The following is a 17,799-nucleotide window of genomic DNA, read 5'->3' as shown; positions in this document are numbered from 1 at the left end:
GCGGCCGTGAATGAACGACTTTTTGGCAACGCTGCTCCGCGCGCTTCTGATAGGGCTGGTTAAGGCCTATCAGCTGACCCTGCGCCCGATCCTCGGCAATAACTGCCGCTTCACGCCGAGCTGCAGCGACTATGCCCTGGAGGCGATCCGCAGCCATGGCGCCATTCGCGGCGGCTATCTGGCGGGGCGCCGCATCCTGCGCTGCCACCCTTGGCATGGCGGCGGGAGCGACCCCGTGCCTCCCGCCTCTTCGCGCTCAACCTAGGACCCTGTCGGCTGATGGATCAGAAGCGCCTCATTATCGCGATCGCCATCTCGGTCGCGATCCTGCTCGGGTTCGAGTTCCTGGTGCGCCCGCATCTACCTCAGCCACCGCCCGAATTGGCGCAAACCACGGCGCCTGCCTCCACCGGCAATACGACTCCGGGAGCGGGCGCGCAGCCCGGCATCGGTACGGCAACCTCGGCGGCCGCCACCGCCGCCGCGCCGCGCGTCACGATCCATGCCGAGCGCGTCGATGGCAGCCTCAGCCTGCGTGGCGCCACGCTCGATGACCTCGTGCTGAGCGACTATCACGAGACGGTCGATCCGAAATCGCCGCTGGTCCGGCTGCTCGAGCCGGCTACCCAGCCGCAGCCCTACTACCTGCAGTTCGGCTGGACCGGCGCACCCGGCGCCACGATCGACGGCGCGCCACTGAAGCTGCCCGACTCGAACACGCTCTGGACGGCATCTGCGCCGAACCTCGACACGGCCCACCCGGTTACCCTGCATTGGGATAACGGCCAGGGCCTCACCTTCTCGATCGTGATCGCGATCGATCCGCATTACATGTTCACGGTTGACCAGCAGGTCACGAATAGCGGCAAGCAGCCGGTCTCGCTCTATCCCTGGTCCCGCATCCGCCGAGACTACACGCCGACGACCGCAGGTTTCTATCTTCTGCATGAGGGTCCGGTCGGCGTCTTCAAAGGCACGCTGCACGAGTTCAGCTACAAGTCGATCAAGAGCGACGGCGCCCATCAGGATGGCATCGGCTATACCGAGAGCAGCGACGGCGGCTGGCTTGGCATCACCGACAAATACTGGCTGACCGCCCTCGTCCCCGATCAGCGCCTCAGCGCGACCGCCGATGTGCGGGAGATGCAGATCAACGGCACGACCGGCTTCCAGACCGACTTCATCGCCAATACGGCGCAGGTCGTCGCCCCCGGCGGCACGACATCCACCCAGACCCATGCCTTTGCCGGCGCCAAGGTGGTGAGCCTGCTCGATCGCTATGAGAGCGAGTTCAATATCCCGAGCTTCGACAAGGCCGTCGATTTCGGGATGTTCTACTTCCTGACCAAGCCGATCTTCTTCGCGCTCGACTACCTCAACCGCGTGCTCGGCAACTTCGGTCTGGCGATCCTGGTCTTCACGGTCGCGGTGAAACTGTTGTTCTTCCCGCTCGCCAACAAATCCTACAAGTCGATGAGCAAAATGAAGCTCCTCGCACCGAAAATGACCGAGGTGCGAGCCCGCTTCAAGGATGACCCGGCGAAGCAGCAGTCCGAGATCATGGCGCTTTATCGCGCCGAGAAGGTCAATCCGGCCTCGGGCTGCTTGCCGATGGTGATCCAGATCCCGGTGTTCTTCTGCCTCTACAAGGTCATCTTCGTGACCATCGAGATGCGGCACGCGCCATTCTATGGCTGGATCCACGATCTGTCGGCGACCGATCCCACCAATATCTTCACCCTCTTCGGTCTGATCCCCTGGGATCCGACGGCCATCGCCCCGTTCCTGCATCTTGGCGTCTGGCCGCTCATCATGGGCTGCACGATGGCGCTGCAGCAGCGGCTCAACCCGCCGCCGCCCGACCCGACCCAGGCGCGGCTGTTCCAGTTCATGCCGATCATCTTCACCTTCATGCTGGCGCGGTTCCCGGCCGGGCTGGTGATCTATTGGAGCTGGAACAACCTGCTCTCCGTCGCACAGCAGTGGTTCATCATGCGCCGCACCCGCCTCGCCAAGCCGCGTATCGCCCGGACCGATCGTCCGCGTGTCCGTTCCGGTGCCTGAGCCCGAGCCCGACTGGGACGAGCTGGAGGAGGAGCCCGGCACCCCGGCGCCGATCGGCCACAAGCCGCCCGACGCCGACCAGATCGAGGCGGGGCGCCTGCTGTTCGCCGCGCCCTGCACCTTCTTTTTCGCGGCCCAGCGGCTGGAGCAACTGCCGGCACCGCGCAGCATCGAGCTGGCCTTCGCCGGCCGCTCCAATGTTGGGAAGTCATCGCTGATCAATGCGCTGACCGGCCAGCATGCGCTTGCCCGCGCCTCCAACACGCCCGGCCGCACGCGCCAGCTCAATTTCTTCGATCTTGGCGGGCGCATGACCCTCGTGGACATGCCAGGCTACGGCTATGCCCAGGCCGAGAAGGCGGTGAAGGAGGATTGGCAGGGTCTCATGTTCGACTACCTGCGCGGCCGCCCGAACCTCCGCCGCATCGCCTTGCTGATGGATGCGCGGATCGAGCTGAAGCCCTCCGACACGGCGGTGATGGATCTGCTCGACAAAGCCGCGGTTACTTTCCAGCTCGTCCTCACCAAGGCCGACGGGCTGAAGCCTCCCGCGCTGGCCCGCAAGCTGGCTAGCCTGGAGGCGATGGCCCGCAGCCATCCGGCAGGCTTTCCCGAGGTGCTGGTAACCAGCGCCCGCAGCGGCGACGGCATCCCGGAGGCTCGCGCCGCCTTCGCGGCGCTGCTGGCTTAGGCGGGCCTGAGACGTGGTGATTTATTATTGAACCGCGACCCAAAGGATCCGTCATGGCACGCGAAGGCGTGCGGGGCACCCCGTGCCATCCACGCCTCCCGTCGTCACGCAAGTAAGGCGTGGATGCTCTGCCTTCGCGGAGCAGACGCAGTGAAATGCACACGGCTAAGACCAAAGACATCACGCTTAGCCCGGACCCTCGCAGGCACTGAAGCTGACGGCTTGACCCGCCGCGCGAGCCAGACCACTAGCTGAAAACCTGCCAATTGCCGGAGGGATTCGCGCGCATGACCAATGCGGCTGAGCGTTATCGGATTGCGGCCGAACAGGCCTCCACCGTATCGCGCGCACTTCCCTATCTCCGCCGTTATGCCGGTGCCACGATCGTCGTGAAATACGGCGGCCATGCGATGGGCGATGAGAGCCTTGCCGCCGGCTTCGGGCGTGACATCGCGGCGCTGAAGCAGGTCGGCATCAACCCCGTCGTGGTTCATGGCGGCGGCCCGCAGATCAACGCGATGCTTAAGCGGCTGGCGATCCAATCGACCTTCGTGGACGGACTCCGCGTGACCGACGCCGCGATGGTCGAGGTCGTCGAGATGGTTCTCGCCGGCACCGTCAACAAACAGGTTTCGTCGCTGATTACCCAGGCGGGGGCGCTCGCGGTTGGCATCTGCGGCAAGGATGGCGGCCTCATACGGGCGCGCAAGCTGACCCGGGTGAAGCGCGATCCCGATAGCCATATCGAGCGTGCCCTGGACCTCGGCTTCGTCGGCGAGCCGGTGCATATCGACATCCGCGTCATCCACGCGCTGACCGGCGCCGGTCTGGTGCCGGTCATCGCGCCTGTGGGCCTGGGGGATGACGGGCTGACCTACAACATCAACGCCGACACCGCCGCCAGCGCGATCGCCGCCGCTCTCTCGGCACACCGGTTGTTGATGCTGACGGATGTCCCCGGCGTGCTGGACGAGAATCGGGAACTGCTGCCAGAGCTGACGGTGGCGCAGGTGGAGGCGGGAATCGCGAGCGGCATGATCAGCGGCGGCATGATCCCGAAGGTCGAGAACTGCATCGCGGCCGTGCGCGGCGGGGTGCGCGGTGCCACGATTCTCGATGGCCGCGTCGAACACGCTTGCTTGCTTGAACTCTTCACCGAGGGCGGCGTCGGCACCATGATCTTGGGATGACAGCGAGCATGCGGACCATCTCGACAAGACTGCGGCCTCTCCGGCTGGGCGCGGCGCTTATGGTGGGGCTGGCCCTCGGTACCGTGGGCGCGCGAGCGGAGCATTCGGGCGATGTGTTCCCGGGCATCGGCGAGGTCTTCATCAAGACCGAGAAGGCGGTGGGTCAGCTCCCGAAGGTCGTGGTTACGGATAAAGCTGGCCGCGTGTTGCTGAGCACGGCGGTGGGTGGCACGCAATCCGACTATTTCAGGATCCAGCAGAATACGGACGGCACGCTGAACCCTACGGTGCATTACGCTGTGCTGCCCGGGCCGACGCCAGACTCCCGCGCGGTGCTTGCAGTGGCAGCGGCCACCGGCGGCTCGGATTGTGCCTATGAGGCGGTGGTTTTCGGCTCCAACCGGGGCAAGCTCAGCCTCTGGACGCCGCGCACGCTGGATACGATGGCGGAAGGCGGCATCTATGTCGGCGATCTTGGCGGAAGGAAGGGCTACGGCCTCGCGGTCTGGAACTTCATCTGGGGCAACGAGGCGCATGTCGATCCGCATCGCTACAAGGTGTGGTTCTATAAGCTGAACCGGCGGAGCATGGTCTTCGTGCCGTCCGGCACCCGCATGACCCGCGGGCGTTTCGCAAGCGATACCGCCGCGCTGCATGAACTTGGCCTGACCTTTCCGAACCTTACCCGCGCGATTCCGAAGCTGGCTTGCTGAAGGGTTGTTTGGGCCGTCCATGCCGACCTTTGGCCGAAATTTAACTGGCGTATCTGGCGTCAACGGACATGGTTCGGCGGAATACCCGTCATGGCACGCGAAGGCGTGCCATTCACGCCTTCTTCCTGGAGCAAGCAAGGCATGGATCCTCCGCCTTCGCGGAGGATGACGAGTGCGAGTGGTGGCTACACGCGGCGGACCTATTCAAACTAGCCGCAGCGTCTCCAGCGCTTCTCCAACCCGCCGCGCGACATCTTGTGATACCGGCAGCATCGGGCGTGGCGGCTGCGCGTTGCTGAGACCAAGCTGGTTCACGATCGCATAAACCACCCGGACGCTGCTGGCCTCTACGAACAGATCGAACAACCGGGCGAGACGCTGAGCGAGATCACGCACCTTCCGCGCGTCGCCCGCTTCAGCGGCTGACATGATCGGCGCGCAAAGACCGGGGAAAATTCCGCCGAGCACGCTGTACCAAGCGTCGGCCCCAGCGATCATCGCCTCGGCGGCCTTCCAGTCCATGCTGTACCCGACTGAGAAGTCAGCCGCCGCCACCTCCCGCAACCGGCGGAGATCCTCTGCGGCGGTATCGGCACCAGATGCCGGGTTCTTCAGCGCCACGATATGCGGCAGCCGGCTCAACCTGCCGACCAGCCCGGCGGAGAAGTCGAAGCGCGTTGCGCCGGGATTGTTGTAAATGCAAAGCGGCAAACCTACCGACCCCGCCACTGTCTCGTAATGGACAAAAGCCTCGTCCTCGGTCAACGGCGTGTAGGATACCGGCGCAAGCAGCACCGCATCTGCGCCCGCAGCCTTCGCGTCCTGCCCGAGCGCCACCGCTTCATCCGTCCGCAACGCGCCGATGCCGACCATGAGCGGCGCCCGCCCGCCAACCTCATCCACCGCGATCTCGATCGCCCGCCGCCGCTCCCCGCGTGTGAGATAGGGATAGGCGCCCGTACTGCCGAGCAGCCCGATCGACCCGACCTCCGGCCCTGTCAGCCGCCGCAGCAGCGCTCGAAGGTCCTCGGCAATGACCCGCCCGTTCTCGTCGAAAGGCGTGATGGGAAAGGCCGACAGGCCACGGAAGAGCGTCATGCGCGGACTACTCCTGCTCCTTGAGCTGCACGGCGTAATCTCCGAGCGGCAGCGTCTTGGCGATCAGCTTATGCGCCAGCATGAAATCCGCATAGTTCGTGTAGCGCGGGCCATCCAAGCGAAACGGATCGGCCGCGAAATAGGGCAGGGTCTGGAACCAAGCCGTCTTGTTCAGCGTGTCGTTTAAATCCGGATGCGACTTGATGAAGCCCTCCCAGGCCTCCTGCGGATGCGCTTGCAGATAATCCTCGCCCTCCTTCACGGCGGCGAGAAAGCGGGGGAGACGCGAGTCCGACAGCGACTTACGGTTGGCGATCAGGATCAGCTCGTCATCAGCCGGGACACCCTCGGCCTGGGGATCGATGACGACGGGCGACAGCCCATGCTCCTTCAACTCATTGACCTCGAAGTTGCGATAGGCGCCGGTCACCGCATCCACCTGATGCGCCATCAATGACGTCACCAGCGCGAAATTGACGTTGACCAGATGCACGTCCGAGAGGTGCAGCCCGGCATGGCCGAGCATCGTGTCGAGCAAAGCCTCGTCCAGCCCCGGCACGGAATAGCCGATGCGCTTGCCTTTGAAGTCCGCCATCGTGCGGATGCCGCTCGCTGGCAGGGCGACAAGCACGTTCAGCGGCTTGTCGATCAGCGTGCCGACGCGGACCAGCGGGAGGCCCTGATCCGCCAGCAGATAAATCTGGGTCTGGTAGCTCACCGCCAGATCCGCCTGACCGGCCGCGACCTCGCGCGGCGGCGTCGAGGGATCGGCGGGGGCAATGAATTTCACCTCCAGCCCGCGCTTCTTGTAGGCGCCGATCTGCTCGGCGACGAAGAGCGGCGCGTGATCGGGGTTCACGAACCAGTCCAGCACCACCGTCAGCCGATCCTCGGCGAGCGCTGGCCGGCTGAGGGAAGCAATCAAGAGCAGCGCGACAATGACTCGGATGAGCATGGCTGGAACCCTCGGGTGACGGGACCTAGGGATCGCAGGCGCACGGCCCACCATCAACTGGCATCGCGGAGACCTTGCCATGTTCAGAGCGAGGGCCGTGGCGATTTCTGCTCCGAAGCCCAGACAAGACCTTGAGGGAGCGCCCCGAATACCGCCTGCGGGCTGTTTCTTCCGGTTTAAGCCTTGTCGAATAGATCGACGTCATCGCGTGTTTCGATCAGGATAGCGAGGTTTGCAATGAATAACGCTAGAGAAGCTAACGGCGCGCGAATGTCTCAAGCAAAGATCCCGCAATCGCCGCGTGGGCAGGTCACTCGCAACCTCATCACAATGTCTGATCTCCGCCGTCGCGCGGCGCATCCTTTTGGCCGACCCACCATCTGAGGGTCTTGAACGAATTCGCCGGAAGACCCGGAGCCCCGTCAAGTCGCCGTCCGGAGTCCGCGATTGCCATCGTGCCGGGACTCAGCAACAGGGACCTTTCAAATGCGGATATCCCACTAGATGCCGACAGCTTTTATTACCGGCATCACCGGTCAGGACGGCGCCTATCTGGCGCAACTGCTCCTCGGAAAAGGTTATCGCGTCTTCGGACTGCTTCGCCGCTCCGCGTCCTCGGACGTCGTCGGAGAGCGGCTGCGCTGGCTCGGCGTGCTCGATCAGGTCGAGCTGATCGACGGCAATCTCACCGACCTCTCCAGCCTCATCCGGGCGATCGAACAGGCTAACCCCGACGAGGTCTATAATCTCGCCGCCCAGAGCTTCGTGACAGCGTCGTGGCAACAGCCGCTGCTCACCGGGACCGTCACAGGGTTGGGCGCCGCCAATCTGCTTGAGGCCTTGCGGATCGTTCGCCCGAAGGTTCGCTTCTACCAGGCCTCCAGCTCCGAAATGTTCGGCTTGATCCAGGAGCCGGTCCAGAACGAGCGTACGCCCTTTTATCCGCGCAGCCCTTATGCCTGTGCCAAGCTCTATGCCCATACGATGACGGTGAACTATCGCGAGAGCTTCGGCATGTATGCCTGCTCCGGCATATTGTTCAACCACGAGAGCCCGCTTCGAGGAATCGAATTCGTCACGCGGAAGATCTCGGACGGCGTGGCGCGCATCAAGCTTGGACTGGCGGACCATTTGACTCTCGGCAATCTCGATGCGCGGCGCGACTGGGGTCATGCGCGGGACTATGTGCAGGCGATGTGGCTCATGCTGCAGCAGGACGTGGCGGAGGATTTCGTCATCGCAACAGGCCAGGCCGCGTCGATCCGGGATTTCTGCCGGCTCGCCTTCGGTCATGTCGGCCTCGACCCCGAGATTTACCTCCGCTCAGACCCGGCCCTGTTGCGGCCCGCCGAGGTCGATCTCCTCCTGGGCGACGCCTCGAAGGCCCAGTCGAAGCTGGGCTGGAGCGCGGAGACGCCCTTGGCTGGCCTGGCGACCGAGATGGTGGAAGCGGATCTTGCGAGATATCGCGTGAAACTCAGGACGTGGTATGAACCCGCCCTAGTATGAATCCTCGCCGCATATTTCTGACGGGTGCCAGAGGTTTTGTCGGCGGCCACATGCTCACGCGGCTTGGGAAGTCCTTCCCGGACGCGATGGTTCATTCGTCGGCCGCCGACATTACCGATCGGCGGGCCATCACATCCGAAATAGCCGCGGCCCGGCCTGACGTTTGCATCCACCTGGCCGCCATCGCGGCGATCGCCGAGGCCAACCGGTCCTCGGAACGCGCTTGGCACGTCAATCTCGACGGCACGCTGAATCTGGCGCAAGCGGTGCGTGAGCACGTGCCTGATTGCCTCCTGCTCTACGCGTCGAGCGCGGATGCCTATGGCGGCGCATTCAAATCCCGCGTGGCGGTGGACGAGGCCGTGGCCCTGGCCCCGCTCAACACCTACGCGGCCACAAAAGCGGCGGCGGATCTGGCATTGGGCGCCATGGCAGCGGGTGGCTTGCGCTGCGTTCGGCTGCGAGCCTTCAATCACACGGGTGCCGGCCAGTCGGATGCCTTTGTGGTTCCGAGCTTCGCCCGGCAACTGGCGCTCATCGAAGCGGGCCGCTTACCGCCTGTGATCCGTGTCGGGGACCTCTCGCCGAAGCGGGACTTCCTCGATGTCCGGGATGTCTGCGGGGCCTATGTTGATTGCATAACCAATGCCGAAGTTCTGGCGCCCGGCACGATCCTCAATATCGCCTCGGGTGTGCCGCGACAGGTTGGCGAAGTGCTGCAAGCGCTTTTAGCAGCAGCACGGCTGACGGACGTGGCGATCGAGCAGGATCCAGCTAAGCTGCGGCCGAGCGATATTCTGCTCGCCTGTGGCGATTCGGCGCGGGCGCGGGAACTGTTGCAGTGGCAGCCACGCGTGCCTTGGGATCAGACGATCAAGGACGTGTTGCAGGATTGGCGCGAACGCCTCGCCTCCGCTTAGCGACGTAATCGCACCAGCGCTCTATCCGTTCAGCAGTCGCAGGAAGCTGCGAAGGCGGGTAAGGAACATCTCCGGGTGTTCGAGTTCGCTGCCCTCATGGGGCGCGGTATCCGCGCGCAGCGCCGCCTGGCCGCGTTGCGCGACGGCCTCCAAGCCCTTCGCAAGTTCGGGGCTGGCCTTGATGGCGGCGATCATCGCCTCCCTTTCCAGCTGATAGACCTTCAGCGGCGTCAAGGCGGTGGCTGTGGCGATGAAGGGCGCATTGGTAATCAGGCCGATCGCACCCACGGTCTCGCCAGGGCTCATCCGATACACGACACGCGGACCGGACGGCCCGTTCACCGTGATTTCGGCGGCACCGGACGCAATGACATAGAGCGCGACAGGGGTCTCGCCGATGCGGATCAGCGTCTCGCTCGCTTTCAGCCATACCGGCGAGAAGTGCTCCGCCAGCGAGTCTCTGTCGCCGGGCTGCAAACCGCCGAACAGATCCGACTGCTCCAGCAATTGGCTCAAGGTTGGGATCGCTATCGCGGGCACCGTTGCGACGCCCGGAACGGCCAGCGCGATTCCCGCATGGCGCAGATGGCGCTGGATTTGCGTGAAGAGTTCGTCGCGGGCCTTGCCGAGCCGGTCGCTCGACGGAACCGTGAAGCTGATCTCGTAGGTAACGCCGTCACCATGCAGGCCGGTGCAGGTGATCCCGGGCGGTGCCAGTGGGATACGGCAGGCGCGCGTCGCGGCGGTCAGGGCGGCGACGCAACGGTCCGAAGCCGCCGCTGGATCGAGCCTCAACTCAATTGAATCGCCGCGCGTCGGTGTGGGCAGGCTGCGATTGACCAGCCGCGCCTTGGCCATGATGCTGTTGGGAATCACGGCGATGTTGTTGTGCCCGGTGGAAATCTGCGTCGATCGCCAGGTCACCTGGATGACATGGCCCTCGATACCGCCTTCCACCCACAGCAGATCGCCGGCCTTGTACGGTCGCTCCAAACCCACCGCGATGCCGGAGAAAACATCCGACAATGTGTTTTGCAGCGCGAGGCCGAGCACGATGGCGATGACGCCCGAGGTCGCGAGCAAGCCGCCGATCGGCACGGAGAAAACAAAATTGACGATCGCCAGCGTCGTCGCGACATAGATCGCGCCGGCCATGAGATCCGAGACGATCTGCGTCTCCCGTGGCCGATGCTCCAGCACCACAAGCAGGCGCACGATGCCCACCGCGACGCGCGCGGCGATTACCCACCAGCCCGCTTCCACGAGCTTTTCCCAAAACAACACGCCTTCCTGGCCGTTGCCGTAGATCGGGCGCAACGGCGAGCCTAGGATGTGCTGGACAAGCACGGTGAGCACGACAAAGACCGCGACGCGCCAGCTCACCCTCAGCCAAAGCGGCCAGTGTGGCCGCAGCCGCGGCACAACGGCCGAGATCACCAGCACCAGCGTCGCGAGCAGCAGCAATTGAATCGGCTGGTTTGACATCACTGCCCTTGGCGCTTTGTAATGGCAGAGGACGAAGTGTTTTCCAGTTTACATCTCGATGATGTGCCGCACGACATCACCCCGGTCGAGGCGGTCGAAGGCTTCGTTGATGCCGGAGAGCGGACCCGTGCTGGACAGCAGCTTGTCCACCGGCAGCTTGCCGGCGAGAAAAAGGTCGATGTATCTCGGAATGTCACGCGACGGCACGCAACTGCCCATGTAGCTGCCTCGCACGACTCTTTCGTCGGCGACCAAGGTGACCGGCGGAATCTGGAAAATCGCATCGGGCCGCGCCAGCCCAGCACTCGCGGTGGTGCCGCCGCGTCGGGTGATGCTGAACGCCATCTCGAAGGCGCGGGGCGATCCCGCCATTTCCACGGCGTAATCGACGCCGCCATTGGTCGCCGCCCGGATCTCCTTCGTGGCCTCCGGATCGGTGGCGAGGAAGGTGTCGGTGGCGCCCATCGATCGCGCGAGTTCCAGCTTTTCCGGTAGGATGTCGATTGCCACGATGCGCCCGGCCCCCGCCGCGACGGCGCCGAGCAGCGCGGAAAGCCCGACGCCGCCGAGCCCGACAATGCCGACCGATTGGCCCGGCGAGACCTTGCAGGTGTTCACGATCATCCCGACGCCGGTCATCACCGCGCAGCCGAACAGCGCCGCATGGGTGAGGGAGATCGCATCGGTGATCTTCACCATCGAATGCCGCGAGATCACCGCATATTCCGAGAAAGCCGAGACCCCGCTGTGATGATTCATCTCCACGCCGTCGCAGGTGATGCGCCGCGCGCCGGAAAGCAGCGTGCCGCTGGCATTCGCCGCATGGCCCGGCTCGCAAAGCGAGGCCCGGCCGCTCGCGCAGCTTGGGCAAACGCCGCAGACCGGCAGGAAGGACATCACGACATGATCGCCGCGCTTCAAATCCTTGACGTTCGAGCCGGGCTCCTCGACCACGGCTGAGGCCTCATGGCCGAGTGCAACTGGCAGCGGCCTCGGCCGGTCGCCGTTGATGCCGGAAAGATCGGAGTGGCACACGCCCGCGCCCGCGATTTTCACCAGCACCTCGTCCGGCCCCGGCGGCGCGAGCTCAAGGGTCTCAATGCTCAAAGGCCGTGAGGTCGCATAGGGCTTCGGAAGCCCCGACTGGCGCAGAACAGCGGATGATATACGCATGGTGCTCCTCCTCGGGGCTGGTCCCCTTTCTTTCTCGGCGCGGCCGGTGGTTCATCCGGCCGCTTCCTTCCGACACAGCCGAAGCTTAAGCGGAAGGGCGCATGACACCACGGGGATTGCTATGCGGCAAGCTCACGGGGAAAGGCGTGAAACGACCGCGCGAGGGATCAGGTTGAATTAAGGTATTGAAATCGGTGTAAGATTGTTCGCCTCGCCGCGTGATTCCGTCCGCCATGCGACGACGTAGCGGCGGCTGATCGGATCGTGCTAGGCGAGGTTCGGTCCTCCGATCGGAGAAGAGATGATGGCTGATCCCGAAATCGACCGCATTCGCGAAATATTGGCGGCCAATCCGCGCCCTGCCGCCTTGGCTGAGCGGCGCGAAAGGCTCGACATGCTCGGCCGGACATCGAACCTGCCGCCCGATATTCGTGTCGAACCCGCCGATGCCAACGGTGTCGCGGCGGAATGGACGATGTCGCCGGAGGCCGATCCCTCCCGCGTGATGCTGTTTCTCCATGGCGGCGGCTATGTCTCGGGATCGCTGCTCAGCCATCGCGCCATGGTTGCCGAGGCCGGCCGTCAGGCGAAGCTTCGCACTTTCGCCTTGGCCTATCGTCTGGCGCCCGAGAACCAGTTTCCCGCCGCACTGGAAGATGCGGTGACCGGCTTCCGCTTTCTTGTCGCGAGTGGCATCGACCCGAGCCGGATCGTCGTTGCCGGTGACAGCGCCGGCGGCGGGATGACGATCGCCATGATGATCATGCTGCGCGAGGCGGGCGAGGCCCTGCCTGGCTGTGCCTGGTGCATCTCGCCCTGGGTTGATCTGGAAATGACCGGCATCAGCATGAGCACCAAAGCGGCGACCGATCCGATGATCCAGAAACCTTACCTTGAAGAACTGACCGGCCAATACCTCAACGGCACCGACGCCAGCAACCAGCTCGCATCGCCTCTCTATGCCAATCTGCGCGGGCTGCCGCCGCTCCTGATCCAGTGCGGTTCAGCGGAAACCTTGCTCGATGATTCGCTACGTCTCTCCGCCGCCGCGGCTGAGGTCGATGTGCGGACCACGCTGGAAGTTTATCCCGACATGATCCATGTCTGGCCGCTGTTCCATCAGCACGTTGCGGCCGGCCAGCGAGCACTCGTTTCCGCTGGCGACTTTATCCGCGCCGCTCTCGGCTGATTCGAGTCACACCAAGAGCCTAAGTCGCAGCCTGCATGTCCTTTGTAATTGCCGTACGGATAACCTGCGAGCGCCGGTAATATTGATGCGATTCGAGGAAGCCCGCAGGGTAGTCGGAGGCGGTGGCGGCGTCGAACATGGTGTAGGGCGGCACGGGAAAGGTCTGCGCATTGGCACGGTCGCGCGGCCCGTCCTGGCCCATCCTCTGCGCAAGGTTCACGACCTGGCTGAGCTTAAGCACGTCGTCGCGGTCGCTGTAATAGATCGAGACGCGGTCGGTCAGATGCACAAGACCGCTGAGGCCAAGCATGTTAGGTTGATCAAAGGCGTCAAAGCCACAATCGGCGGCGGCGAGAATCGTCAGGTCGAAGAGTGCGGCGTCCCCTTGGCCGTGCAGGAACCAGTTCTCCACGGCGCTATTGAGCGCCAGATTGCCCATGCTGTGGGCAAGAAGGAATGTCCGGCACTTGTTCGCGCGCGCCGTTCGCAGAATAGGCTCGAGTTTTGCGAAGAACGACATCAGATGGATGCCGGAATGCTGTGCCATGGCCTGATCGTGCTTGTAGGCATCGGGCAAGATCGGAACTTCGACGATCTTCCCCAGGGAGGGCCAGCTGAAGGAGATGATCGCGTCATTCGCGGCCAGAACGCGTGAGGCGGCCATCCATTCGCGATTAAACGCCGCTTGGGTGATCGCATCGGTAAAGGTGTTGTCGAAGCCGTGGATGAAGACCAGCAGGTTGCGTCCGGGTTGCGACAGATCGGCGGCTGCTTCTGTCGGGAAGCGGCCGAGAGTTGTCTCCTCGATGGCGGTGATGACGCCCGGGTTGTTGGTCGGAATATCCACGCCGTTGACGAAAGCGGTGCCGTAGACCATCGATTGTGAGTTCGAGGGCGGCTGGATATTCGGGCCGTAGCTTGCGGGATCGTCGGCCGGGCCGGTCAGGATTCGGTTGCTCGCAAAATACACTGTGGTTGCCATGGGAGGTCACCTTCCAGATTAAATGCATCGGAAGCCAAGCAATCTCGAACGCGAACGCCAAAGGACGCTCTAGCCTAATTTCCTCTCAGGGTAGTCATCCATCTGCGCTGAATGTAAGTGTGAGCGGAAGCAGCGCGCAACGGTCAGATCATGTACTTGCCACTCCGTGCCATTAGCGTGTTCCACGCCGCCGCCAGGGCAGGCAGCATTACCAAGGCTGCCGCCGAACTCAACGTGACGCCATCGGCCGTTAGCCAGCAAATTCAGGCACTTGAAGTCCAGCTCGGCACGTCACTGATGACCAAGACCGGCCGCCGTATCGTGCTGACAGAGGCCGGGGAGCGCTACTTTGAAAGTATTACCGACGAGATCGAGCGTATTTCCGAGGCGACGAAGAATATTCGTGGCTATAGAACTGTGACTACATTGACGGTTCGAGCCTCGCCGACACTATCGAATAAATGGCTGTTGCCGCGTCTTCGGTCCTTCCTTGACGCCTATGCTGATATCGAGATCCGGCTCGACGGGACGAATGAGTCGACGGACTTTACGCGTGAGGCTGTCGACCTTGAAATTCGCCACGGTGGCGGCCGATGGGCAGGTCTCTTCATCGAGGGGCTGGCGGACGAATCCTTCGTTCCGGTCTGCACACCGTCTTACGCCGCCGCTGAGAGCCTGGACGCGGGTGAAGTCGCCAACTTTCGGCTGATTCACTCGGTGAAGTCCCAGGCGCAGTGGCCGAACTGGTTCGTGATCGCAAATGTACAGCCACCCGCGCGTTGGCGAAGAATCCTGTTCGATCGCAGCCACATGGCGATCGACGCCGCCTCGGACGGTCTTGGGATAGCGCTCGAAAGCCGGTTTATGATGTGGCGCGAATTAAGCGACGGCAGCCTCATTTGCCCGGTGCGAGCACCGCCGCCGCTCATTCTCACGACGCAATGGATCGTCTGCCCGCACGACCATTTGAGGCAGCGAAAGGTGCGGGTTTTTCTCGACTGGCTGCGCAATGAGCGCGATTTGGCGGGTTACAGCTCAGCGGAGCCCATCAAGGCAATCGTTTAGCCTGGCTAATCGATCCGATCGAAAATCTGCATTGTTCTAACCAAAGCAGGCCCGTATCCTCCTCAGCAAGAAGACCACAGAGGAAAAACGTCATGGCGCCGGCCAAGTATGGCGGCCACCGAACAGTTTCCATGCGGATACTCGTGACGACCCTCCGGTAGGGCGCGGGCGTGCGAGCCTGAGCGGGCTCGACACGCGTTTATTTCAATCGATGGCTATCGGGCATTGGCGTCGTTTGAGTGACGACAACAAGGCCTATTGAACAGGAAAAGACGAGCATGAACCTCTCCTCACTGTTGGCTGCTCACGCGTCGAAGGGACGTGCGGTGCGTGTCGGTCTGATTGGCGCGGGCAAGTTTGGGTCCATGATCCTGGCGCAGGCGCAGCAGATTGTCGGGCTTCATGTCGTGGGCGTCGCGGATCTCGATGTCGCGAAAGCTCGCGCCTCCTTCGCGCGCGTCGGCTGGCCTGCTGAGCGCTATGCTGCGAAGTCGCTTGGCGACGCTCTGAAGTCAGGCTCCACATGTATCGTGGACGATGCGGCGCTGCTCGCTGGCTGTGACGAAATCGACTGTATCATCGAGGCGACGGGCCATCCGATTGCCGGCGTGCGCCACGCGCTTGCGGCGATCGAAGGTGGCAAGCACATCGTCATGGTGAACGTCGAGGCGGATGTTCTATGCGGACCGCTGCTGGCGGCACGCGCCGCGGCGAAAGGCCTGGTTTATTCCATGGCCTATGGCGATCAGCCGGCCATTATCTGCGAGCTGGTCGATTGGGTACGCTCCTGCGGCTTCGAGCTGACCTCCGCCGGCAAAGGCATGAACTTCGAGCCTCGCTACCGTTACTCCACGCCGGATACAGTCTGGGGTTTCTTCGGATGGAGTGAGGAAGAGGTTGCCAAGGGCGACTTCAATCCGAAGATGTACAACTCCTTCACCGACGGCACGAAAGCCGCGATCGAGATGGCGGCTGTCGCGAACGGCACTGGTCTCGACTGTCCGGATGACGGCTTGGCGTTTCCTCCGGCGGGCCTGCAAGATCTGGCACAGGTGTTTCGTCCTGCCGCCGATGGTGGCCGCCTGTCACGTAGCGGCCTCGTCGATATCGCCGCGAGTCAGGAGCCCGATGGTCGCGAGGTGCTGAACAATATCCGCTACGGCGTCTTTGTGACGTTCAAGGCACACAACGAATATGCGCGCGCCTGCTTCAAGCAATATGGGCTGCTGACGGACTCCTCAGGTTGGTATGGCTCAATGTGGCGTCCGTTCCACATGATCGGTCTCGAAACCAGTGTCAGCGTTCTGTCGGCGGTGTTGCGCGGCGAAGCGACCGGCTCGTCAAAGGAGTTCCGCGGCGATGCGGTCGCGACCGCCAAGCGCGATCTGAAGGTCGGCGAAATGCTAGACGGGGAGGGCGGCTATATGGTTTGGGCGAATGCGATCCCTGCCACAAAGAGCCTCGCCTTCGGCGGTCTTCCAATAGGCCTCGCCGGCAATGTGCGACTGAAGCGACCGGTCGCCAAGGACGCGATGGTAAGCTTCGACGATGTCGAGATGGTCCGAGATCTCGACGTTGTGGCGCTCAGGCGCGAGATGGAAGCCGCGGCAACCAGCCGGGCCGCGAAGGCCGCTTAATACGCCGACGCGCGAGACCGCTAAGCAAGAACCAGAAATGCCAAGCGGCGCCGGTATTGAATCCGGTTCCGCTAACGAAGGGGAAACGACCGTGAACAAGAAGTCCGCTATACTCGGGTCTACGACCGCGCTTGCCGCGCTGTTGCTCTGCGCGCCGGCCTTTGCCGCCAGCTCCTGCTCGGCATATCCGACTTCGCCGATCGACAAGATCGAGTCCTCCGCGATTGTTGCGAAATTCGGCGCACTGCCGAAGCCGAAGGATGAACTGAAATTCGCCTATGTCACGAAGACGCTGATCAACGAATTCTGGCAGGTCGTCGCGGCTGGCGTGAAAGGTGAATCGGCCAAATACGGCATCAAGGTCGATCTGCAAGCGGCGAATGATGAGTCATCCATGATCGAGCAATTGAACCTCGCTCAGACGGTCATGTCGAAGAAACCTGATGCGCTGCTGTTGTCGCCGGAATCCGATTCCAATCTCGTGCCGGTCATCGAGGCCGCGCGCGCCGCGAATATCCCGACCGTGGTTATCGACGACGCCCGCACGAAGGGCGCCAGCACCTATATCGGAACCGATCAGGTGGCGATCGGCGCCAAGGCCGCTGACTTCTTCCACAAGATCTACCCGAATGGCGGCAAGGTCGCACAGATCGAGGGCGCCGCTGGATCGCCGAATGCGCGTCTTCGTATCAAGGGCTTTGAGGATGAGCTCAAGACCTATCCCAACCTGCAGCTTGTCGCGAGCCAGCCGGGCAACTGGGATCGGCTGACGGCCCTCAATGCCACCTCCAACATTCTACGTCAGCACCCCGACCTCGTGGGCATCTACGCCAATAATGACGGCATGGCGCTCGGCGTCGTCGAGGCTGTGAAAAGCGCTGGCGACCTGGCGAAAGTCGCGGTCGTGGGAACCGACGGCATCAAGGAAGCGAAGAATTCGATCATAGCGGGCGAGCTCAGGGCGACGGTTGCCGAGGCTCCCTATGCGGAAGGCCAGCTCGGCGTGCAGATGGCTCTTCGGCTCCTAGACTGCCAGCCGATCCCGGCTTGGGTTTTGTCGCCTCAGGTCGTGATCACCAAGGACAACCTCGCCGACTTCCCGAGTGCCACGGGCGACTAAGGACCCGA

General features: G+C 63.2%; 16 protein-coding genes. 11 read left to right on the top strand and 5 right to left on the bottom strand.

Features of this window, described 5'->3' with window-relative positions; genetic code table 11:
* Nucleotides 1–10: 10 nt before the first annotated feature.
* The 5 genes from yidD to GSQ83_RS07050 all read left to right on the top strand — a co-directional run bounded on the left by yidD (nucleotide 11) and on the right by GSQ83_RS07050 (nucleotide 4,658).
* A complete protein-coding gene (gene yidD, locus GSQ83_RS07070) occupies nucleotides 11–265 on the top strand; it encodes a membrane protein insertion efficiency factor YidD (protein ID WP_158802175.1) in 255 nt (84 codons plus the stop codon).
* Nucleotides 266–279: 14 nt separating this feature from the next.
* On the top strand, nucleotides 280–2,064 hold the full coding sequence (gene yidC, locus GSQ83_RS07065; protein WP_158802174.1) for a membrane protein insertase YidC: 1,785 nt from the start codon (nucleotides 280–282) through the stop codon (nucleotides 2,062–2,064).
* A gap of 52 nt (nucleotides 2,065–2,116) precedes the next feature.
* Nucleotides 2,117–2,755, top strand: coding sequence for a ribosome biogenesis GTP-binding protein YihA/YsxC (gene yihA / locus GSQ83_RS07060; protein ID WP_158802405.1), 639 nt, complete (start codon nucleotides 2,117–2,119; stop codon nucleotides 2,753–2,755).
* A gap of 287 nt (nucleotides 2,756–3,042) precedes the next feature.
* Nucleotides 3,043–3,945 (top strand): acetylglutamate kinase, encoded by a 903-nt coding sequence (argB, locus tag GSQ83_RS07055; protein ID WP_158802173.1) that lies wholly within the window; start codon nucleotides 3,043–3,045, stop codon nucleotides 3,943–3,945.
* An 8-nt stretch (nucleotides 3,946–3,953) separates the two neighbouring features.
* Nucleotides 3,954–4,658 (top strand): hypothetical protein, encoded by a 705-nt coding sequence (locus GSQ83_RS07050; protein ID WP_158802172.1) that lies wholly within the window; start codon nucleotides 3,954–3,956, stop codon nucleotides 4,656–4,658.
* Nucleotides 4,659–4,862: 204 nt separating this feature from the next.
* Here GSQ83_RS07050 and GSQ83_RS07045 read toward each other — a convergent pair whose 3' ends face one another.
* Nucleotides 4,863–5,756, bottom strand: a complete 894-nt coding sequence (locus tag GSQ83_RS07045) for a dihydrodipicolinate synthase family protein (protein ID WP_158802171.1) — start codon at nucleotides 5,754–5,756, stop codon at nucleotides 4,863–4,865.
* Nucleotides 5,757–5,763: 7 nt separating this feature from the next.
* A complete protein-coding gene (locus GSQ83_RS07040) occupies nucleotides 5,764–6,711 on the bottom strand; it encodes an ABC transporter substrate-binding protein (protein WP_158802170.1) in 948 nt (315 codons plus the stop codon).
* A gap of 504 nt (nucleotides 6,712–7,215) precedes the next feature.
* Between GSQ83_RS07040 and GSQ83_RS07035 the strand changes: the two genes are divergently transcribed.
* Nucleotides 7,216–8,220, top strand: a complete 1,005-nt coding sequence (locus tag GSQ83_RS07035; RefSeq protein ID WP_158802169.1) for a GDP-mannose 4,6-dehydratase — start codon at nucleotides 7,216–7,218, stop codon at nucleotides 8,218–8,220.
* Nucleotides 8,217–9,140 carry a GDP-mannose 4,6-dehydratase gene (locus tag GSQ83_RS07030; RefSeq protein ID WP_158802168.1) on the top strand — a complete coding sequence of 308 codons (924 nt, stop codon included), beginning with the start codon at nucleotides 8,217–8,219 and terminating at the stop codon, nucleotides 9,138–9,140. Before GSQ83_RS07035 ends, GSQ83_RS07030 begins: the two co-directional genes overlap by 4 nt.
* A 21-nt stretch (nucleotides 9,141–9,161) precedes the next feature.
* On the opposite strand, the gene GSQ83_RS07025 is transcribed toward GSQ83_RS07030, so the two are convergent.
* Nucleotides 9,162–10,625, bottom strand: a complete 1,464-nt coding sequence (locus GSQ83_RS07025) for a mechanosensitive ion channel family protein (protein ID WP_158802167.1) — start codon at nucleotides 10,623–10,625, stop codon at nucleotides 9,162–9,164.
* 48 nt (nucleotides 10,626–10,673) lie between these two features.
* Complete coding sequence (locus tag GSQ83_RS07020; protein WP_158802166.1) at nucleotides 10,674–11,798, bottom strand: zinc-dependent alcohol dehydrogenase family protein; 1,125 nt, start codon at nucleotides 11,796–11,798, stop codon at nucleotides 10,674–10,676.
* A gap of 301 nt (nucleotides 11,799–12,099) precedes the next feature.
* On the opposite strand from GSQ83_RS07020, the gene GSQ83_RS07015 reads away from it, so the two are divergent.
* The gene (locus GSQ83_RS07015; RefSeq protein ID WP_254065536.1) at nucleotides 12,100–12,987 is read left to right on the top strand and encodes an alpha/beta hydrolase; all 888 of its coding nucleotides are present in this window, start codon (nucleotides 12,100–12,102) and stop codon (nucleotides 12,985–12,987) included.
* 19 nt (nucleotides 12,988–13,006) lie between these two features.
* Here GSQ83_RS07015 and GSQ83_RS07010 read toward each other — a convergent pair whose 3' ends face one another.
* Nucleotides 13,007–13,969: an alpha/beta hydrolase gene (locus tag GSQ83_RS07010; RefSeq protein ID WP_158802165.1), complete on the bottom strand. Its 963-nt coding sequence runs from the start codon at nucleotides 13,967–13,969 to the stop codon at nucleotides 13,007–13,009.
* 150 nt (nucleotides 13,970–14,119) lie between these two features.
* On the opposite strand from GSQ83_RS07010, the gene GSQ83_RS07005 reads away from it, so the two are divergent.
* The 3 genes from GSQ83_RS07005 to GSQ83_RS06995 all read left to right on the top strand — a co-directional run bounded on the left by GSQ83_RS07005 (nucleotide 14,120) and on the right by GSQ83_RS06995 (nucleotide 17,791).
* Entirely contained in the window at nucleotides 14,120–15,034 is a 915-nt protein-coding gene (locus GSQ83_RS07005) for a LysR substrate-binding domain-containing protein (RefSeq protein ID WP_158802164.1), read from the top strand.
* Between the two features lie 278 nt (nucleotides 15,035–15,312).
* Complete coding sequence (locus GSQ83_RS07000) at nucleotides 15,313–16,671, top strand: NAD(P)H-dependent oxidoreductase (protein ID WP_158802163.1); 1,359 nt, start codon at nucleotides 15,313–15,315, stop codon at nucleotides 16,669–16,671.
* Nucleotides 16,672–16,762: 91 nt separating this feature from the next.
* Nucleotides 16,763–17,791 carry a substrate-binding domain-containing protein gene (locus GSQ83_RS06995; protein WP_158802162.1) on the top strand — a complete coding sequence of 343 codons (1,029 nt, stop codon included), beginning with the start codon at nucleotides 16,763–16,765 and terminating at the stop codon, nucleotides 17,789–17,791.
* Nucleotides 17,792–17,799 lie beyond the last annotated feature (8 nt).

The organism is Acidisoma sp. L85, from assembly GCF_009765865.1.
In the GTDB taxonomy this organism is placed as follows: Bacteria; Pseudomonadota; Alphaproteobacteria; order Acetobacterales; family Acetobacteraceae; genus Acidisoma.
The sequence above is the reverse complement of the archived record's forward strand: the minus strand, read 5'-3'. Positions and strand labels throughout refer to the sequence as shown.

Excerpts from the sequence above, each read along its gene's own strand:
- GSQ83_RS07010 (WP_158802165.1), bottom strand. The coding sequence starts at position 13,969 with ATGGCAACCACAGTGTATTTTGCGAGCAACCGAATCCTGACCGGCCCG.
- argB (WP_158802173.1), top strand. The coding sequence starts at position 3,043 with ATGACCAATGCGGCTGAGCGTTATCGGATTGCGGCCGAACAGGCCTCC.
- GSQ83_RS07040 (WP_158802170.1), bottom strand. The coding sequence starts at position 6,711 with ATGCTCATCCGAGTCATTGTCGCGCTGCTCTTGATTGCTTCCCTCAGC.
- GSQ83_RS07000 (WP_158802163.1), top strand. The coding sequence starts at position 15,313 with ATGAACCTCTCCTCACTGTTGGCTGCTCACGCGTCGAAGGGACGTGCG.
- GSQ83_RS07020 (WP_158802166.1), bottom strand. The coding sequence starts at position 11,798 with ATGCGTATATCATCCGCTGTTCTGCGCCAGTCGGGGCTTCCGAAGCCC.
- GSQ83_RS07035 (WP_158802169.1), top strand. The coding sequence starts at position 7,216 with ATGCCGACAGCTTTTATTACCGGCATCACCGGTCAGGACGGCGCCTAT.
- GSQ83_RS07015 (WP_254065536.1), top strand. The coding sequence starts at position 12,100 with ATGATGGCTGATCCCGAAATCGACCGCATTCGCGAAATATTGGCGGCC.
- yidC (WP_158802174.1), top strand. The coding sequence starts at position 280 with ATGGATCAGAAGCGCCTCATTATCGCGATCGCCATCTCGGTCGCGATC.
- GSQ83_RS07005 (WP_158802164.1), top strand. The coding sequence starts at position 14,120 with ATGTACTTGCCACTCCGTGCCATTAGCGTGTTCCACGCCGCCGCCAGG.
- GSQ83_RS07050 (WP_158802172.1), top strand. The coding sequence starts at position 3,954 with ATGCGGACCATCTCGACAAGACTGCGGCCTCTCCGGCTGGGCGCGGCG.
- GSQ83_RS07030 (WP_158802168.1), top strand. The coding sequence starts at position 8,217 with ATGAATCCTCGCCGCATATTTCTGACGGGTGCCAGAGGTTTTGTCGGC.
- GSQ83_RS07045 (WP_158802171.1), bottom strand. The coding sequence starts at position 5,756 with ATGACGCTCTTCCGTGGCCTGTCGGCCTTTCCCATCACGCCTTTCGAC.
- GSQ83_RS07025 (WP_158802167.1), bottom strand. The coding sequence starts at position 10,625 with ATGTCAAACCAGCCGATTCAATTGCTGCTGCTCGCGACGCTGGTGCTG.
- yidD (WP_158802175.1), top strand. The coding sequence starts at position 11 with ATGAACGACTTTTTGGCAACGCTGCTCCGCGCGCTTCTGATAGGGCTG.